At 54.8% G+C, this 5,028-nt stretch carries 5 protein-coding genes; all 5 read left to right on the top strand.

The window, feature by feature from the left end; all coding sequences use genetic code 11:
• On the top strand, window positions 1–1,607 hold a 1,607-nt coding region (locus RR842_RS11855), incomplete at its 5' end, for a terminase TerL endonuclease subunit (protein WP_332729851.1).
• 3 nt (window positions 1,608–1,610) lie between these two features.
• Entirely contained in the window at window positions 1,611–2,903 is a 1,293-nt protein-coding gene (locus RR842_RS11850; RefSeq protein ID WP_332729849.1) for a phage portal protein, read from the top strand.
• Window positions 2,884–3,522 carry an HK97 family phage prohead protease gene (locus RR842_RS11845; RefSeq protein ID WP_332729848.1) on the top strand — a complete coding sequence of 213 codons (639 nt, stop codon included), beginning with the start codon at window positions 2,884–2,886 and terminating at the stop codon, window positions 3,520–3,522. The genes RR842_RS11850 and RR842_RS11845 overlap by 20 nt, the downstream gene beginning before the upstream one ends.
• On the top strand, window positions 3,512–4,741 hold the full coding sequence (locus tag RR842_RS11840) for a phage major capsid protein (protein ID WP_332729847.1): 1,230 nt from the start codon (window positions 3,512–3,514) through the stop codon (window positions 4,739–4,741). The genes RR842_RS11845 and RR842_RS11840 overlap by 11 nt, the downstream gene beginning before the upstream one ends.
• 18 nt (window positions 4,742–4,759) lie before the next feature.
• Window positions 4,760–5,028 (top strand): hypothetical protein (locus RR842_RS11835; protein WP_332729846.1); only part of this gene is annotated, 269 nt, incomplete at its 3' end.

The raw sequence follows: 5,028 nt of genomic DNA, 5'->3' as shown, positions 1-5,028 counted from the left end.
TTATGGCTGACCTCGATTCAACCGAAGAAGCGCGCACCTACCGCTTCAGCGAGCGCCACGCGGCAAAGCACATTGACTTCATCGAGCGGTTCTGTCGCCTCCCATCGGGCAAGCTAGGCGCGCCGTTTAAGCTAGAGCTGTTTCAACGGGCAATACTTACTGTCATATTCGGGTTTGTCGATGATGATGGCATGCGGCAGTACCGTGAGGTGCTGTGGGTAATGGGTCGAAAGAACGGCAAGACGGCCCTTGCATCAGCAATTGAACTTGACATGCTCGTGAACGATAGTGAGGGAGCGCCGGAAGTCTACAACGTCGCAACCGCGCGAGACCAGGCGACAAAGGGGTTTAACAACGCTTGGCGCATGGTGCAGACTTCGCCAGCGCTTGCAAAGAACGTCAGAAAACGAGTATCAGACCTTTATTGCGGATTGACGATGGGATCCATTCGCGCACTGAGTGCAAATACAAACCACCTTGATGGCCTGGATATCTCCTGTGCCATTATTGATGAGCTCGCGGCCATGAAGAACCGTGACTTGTACGACTTGACGATTCAAGGAACGAGCGCGCGTGACCAGCCGCTCGTCATAGAGATAACAACAAATGGGTTCGTTCGCGACAACGTATTCGATGCCCAGTATAAATACGCAGAAAAGTGGCTCGACGGAAAAGCCGAAGGCGAGAAGGCCGAACACTTCATCGCGTTCATATTCGAGCTTGACGAGCGCGAAGAATGGGAGGATGAAAGCGCATGGGTTAAAGCGAATCCAGGGCTAGGAACGATAAAGAAGCTCGTCGCGCTTCGGCAAAATGTCATGAAGGCAAAGGATAGTCCGGATGACTTGCCGTCGCTTCTGGTGAAGGACTTCAACCTCATTGAGAACCAATCAAGCGCATGGCTCAAGTGGGCAGAAATCCACAATGCGGCTGTTTTCGACCCGGCAGACCCGGCGTTCATATACGCCGTCGCTGGTGTTGATGCGTCGGACACTACCGACCTCACGGCGGCTTGCGTGCTGATGATGAGACCGCAAGATGATCGAATATACGCGCTTCATATGGGATGGGTTCAACGGCGCGCAATAGATGAGGCCGAGCGGCAGGGCAAGCGTGGCGGGCGTGACGGCGTGCCGTATGACAAGTGGGTTGCCCGCGGGCTTTTGCGCGTGTGTGACGATCCGATCATCGACAAACGCGTAGTGCTCGATTGGTTCGATGAGCTCCGACGCGACTATGGCATCTATTGCATATCGTGCGGGTATGACCCCTGGCATATCCGAGACACACCCACCGTGGAGGCTTACGGGGCCTACTTCGGCGTGCAGAACTTCAAAAGCGTCATACAGGGGGCCAAAACGCTCTCCATACCCATGAAAGAAATTCGCGCTCTCTACCGCACCAACCAGATTGTTGATTGCGCGAACCCTGTTGCTGAGTGGTGCCGTTCGAACGTGATGATAAAAACTGACACGAATGGCAACATCCAGCCCGACAAAAAGAATCAAGACCCGCGCAATCGTATCGACCTTTGGGCTGCCGAGATTGACGCGTTCGTGACACTAAAAAACGAAATGGACAACTACCGCGCCTTGATCGGAGGCTAGACTATGGCTCAAGCAACGGGGCTTTTCCGCTCTATGTTCGACACCGTGTTTCCCCAGCAATCGCACTTGCAGCAGGCGCAGGCATTGAATGGGTTCTTCGGAACGTTTACCGCATACGCGCCATCATTCAGCACGTGGCAGGGAGGCATATACGAGGCGGAGCTCACGCGCTCGGCAATCGAGGCCGGAGCGAACCACGCAAGCAAGCTCAAGCCGGAGGTGTCCGGGGTGGCAAAGCCGCGTGCGGCGCGTTCGCTTTCGATACAGCCGAACCCGTGGCAGACCACTCCGCAATTCATCGCGCGCATATGGCGCATGCTTAGCGTGAACGATACGTGTCTTATTATACCGCTCGTGGCCGATGATGGAGTTACCCAGATCGGGTACTACCCGGTACTGCCGAACATCTGCCAGGCTTATGACGTTAACGGCGAGCTCTGGCTGAAACTCGACTTCACGAGCGAGCGGAGCGCCTACGTTGAATGGTCGCGCGTCGGCGTGCTAACGCGCCACCAGTACAAAAGTGATTTGTTTGGCGATGGGGCGGATGTACTCACGCCGACACTTCGGCTCATGCACGCGCAAAACGACGCTGAGCAGGTGGCTATAAAGCAGGGCGCAGCAGTGAGATTTATCGGCAAGTTCTCACAAAACCTTCCCAATGATGACATGAAAAAGAAGGCGAAGACGTTCAACGAAACGAACCTATCCGCAGACAACGCGGGCGGTATCGCTGTATATGACCGCGCCTTCGAGGATGTGAAGCAGGTCGAGCCGAAGAGCTACACCGTTGATGCTGCACAGATGGAGCGCATAGAAAAAGCGGTTTATCGGCACTTTGGCACAAACGAGGAGATAGTGCTGAACAAGGCGACAGAGGATGTGTTCAACGCTTTTTATGAAGGCAGCATAGAGCCGTTCGCCGTGCAGCTAGGCCACGTGCTCACCGCCATGACCTTCACGCCATCCGAAATCAGCTGCGGAAACGAAATCATGTTTTCGGCAAACCGCCTTGAGTACGCAAGCGCCACAACGAAGATAAGCGTTGCAACCCAGCTTTTCGACCGTGGCGTTGCTGACGGTAATGCTGTCGCTGACATCTTTCAAATGCCCCACTACGAGGGCGGAAGCCGCCACGTAATACGCGGCGAGTATATAGACCTGGCTCTTATCAGTGAGCACACAGCAGACCAAGCCGCCAAGGCGGCACAGACAAACGCCGCTGTTTTCGGAAATACCCCACAGCCAAATGCAACCACTACCCAAGGAGGCGACAATGCCAGCAAAACCGAGTGATAGGCAATACCGAGCCATGACGGTGACGCTTACGCCACCAGAAGAAGGAGCCGACAAGCGGTTCGATTCAAAATACTACGTTGAGGGGTACGCAAGCACCTTTGATGACCCCTATGTGCTGTTCGAGGATTTCAACGGCAACGAGTACCGCGAAATTGTGAGCCCGGATGCTTTCAGCGATTGCGACATGAGCGATGTGATCATGCAGTATGACCATCGAGGGCACGTGTACGCTCGCATGAGCAACGAAACCCTCATTGTGGAGCCGGACGATCATGGCTTGTTTGTGGCGGCAGACCTGGCGCGCTCTCAGCGCGGGCGTGATTTGTACGAAGAAATACAAAGCGGGCTTACTACGCGCATGAGTTGGGCTTTTAGCGTAGCGGCTGACGAGTACAACCGTGAGACTAAGACAACCACTATTACGAAAGTGAAGAAGATATATGACGTGTCCGCTGTGAGCCTTCCGGCAGACCCGAATACCGAAATCAGTGCAAGAAACCTACTCGACGGAGTGATCGAGCAGTCGGCCAAGGAGTTTGGCCGCAGGAATAGGGCGCTCGCAATAGCGCGCGCCGCAATCGCAGTTAACAAGAAAGGTTTGAGAAATGGACATTGAGGCAATCATTGCAGAGCTCAACAAGCTCATTGAACAGTTGCAGGGTGCAGAGGATGGCGCGGACACATCAGAAGACGAAGAGCGCGTGAGCCAGCTCGTCGCCGAGCTTGAACAGCGCGTGCAGAGTGGAGAGGGGACGAAAAAGGCGCGCACGGCCGCTGTGGATGCGGCACGCCGAGCAATCGAGACGGGACAGGCCTCCCCGGTTGATAATGTGCCGCTTGCGCGTACGGCGAGCGGGGCGCAGTTTGGAGGTGGTGCTTATGACACGACTGACTACGAAGCGGCTCAAAAGCGCGCTTATTTCAAAGACATTGCAGCGCGTGCCGGAATCCAACTCGCGGGCGGAAACGAGCTCACTGACGTTGAGCGCCGCGCATTCACCATTCTCACAAGCAATACGGATGCCGCCGTGCCCGTCGAGCTTCAAAACGAGATCATCAAGCTCATTGATGGCTCCGCTGTCCTTTTTTCCGATGTGCGCCGCTCCATGTTGAAACACCAGTTTGAGTTGCTGCGCCACAAGGCCATCACCGCAGGAGACGCGGCAAAGACGGGCGAGGGCGATGCTCCGGTAGACGAGCAGAACGAGTTTGACACCATCACTCTCACCGGCGATGAAATCAAAAAGACGGTGAAGATGTCGCGCAAGATGTCCGTACAGAGCCTTGATGGCTTCGAGGCATACATCAAGCAAGAAGTAAGCGATCGTTTGAGTGTGGCCGGTGATACGTTTGTTGTGTCCCGCATGAGCGACAGTAAGCTTGGAATTGCTACAGCGAACCGGATTTCGTGTAAGACGGCTGGCACGCTTGCAAAGGCAGACCTCACAGGCTCCTTCGGGAAGCTGAAAACCTTTGGAAATGCAGTTCCCAAGGGCGCTATTGTCTATGCAAACAACGATACCATTTGGAATCAAATTGCCATGATCGAGGATGCTACGAAACGCTCTTACTTCGTTGATGAGAAGACCGAAGACCCGACCGTGCAAGGTCGCATCTTCGGAAAAACCGTCAAGCTCGAAGACAACCTTGCTGATGGCGTTATGCTTATTGGCTACCCTGACCTATTCCGTGGCAACATCTTTGACGGCCCCGATGTGCGCCCCTACATCGAGAACGGAACGCAGAAGCACTGTTTTGACGGATACTTGCTTTTTGATGGCGGCCTAGCCGTTCCTCAGGGCTTCGTGATGCTCACTATCGGCAACAAGGCGTAGGCTAGGAGGTGGCGGCACATGGCGAAAGCAGCCGGAATTACACCAATCCTTGACGCGTGCCGGGCAGCCCTCCGGTTCGCCGGATGCACTGACTATGACGAAGAGGTCTTAGACCTCATAGGAGCGGCGCGGGCGAAGATGCGAATGGGCGGTGTTTCCCAAAAGAAATCCGAGGATGACGACGACCCGCTCGTGCGCGTTGCCATTAAATCATATGTGAAGGCGAACTTTGGCATGGACAATCCGGATGCTGAAAAGTATGCGGAAACGTTCGAGAGCTACGTCAC

The sequence above is a fragment of the Gordonibacter sp. genome (assembly GCF_036667095.1).
GTDB lineage: Bacteria > Actinomycetota > Coriobacteriia > Coriobacteriales > Eggerthellaceae > Gordonibacter.
This window is presented reverse-complemented; position numbering and strand designations above follow the sequence as displayed.

Excerpts from the sequence above, each read along its gene's own strand:
- RR842_RS11850 (WP_332729849.1), top strand. The coding sequence starts at position 1,611 with ATGGCTCAAGCAACGGGGCTTTTCCGCTCTATGTTCGACACCGTGTTT.
- RR842_RS11845 (WP_332729848.1), top strand. The coding sequence starts at position 2,884 with ATGCCAGCAAAACCGAGTGATAGGCAATACCGAGCCATGACGGTGACG.
- RR842_RS11840 (WP_332729847.1), top strand. The coding sequence starts at position 3,512 with ATGGACATTGAGGCAATCATTGCAGAGCTCAACAAGCTCATTGAACAG.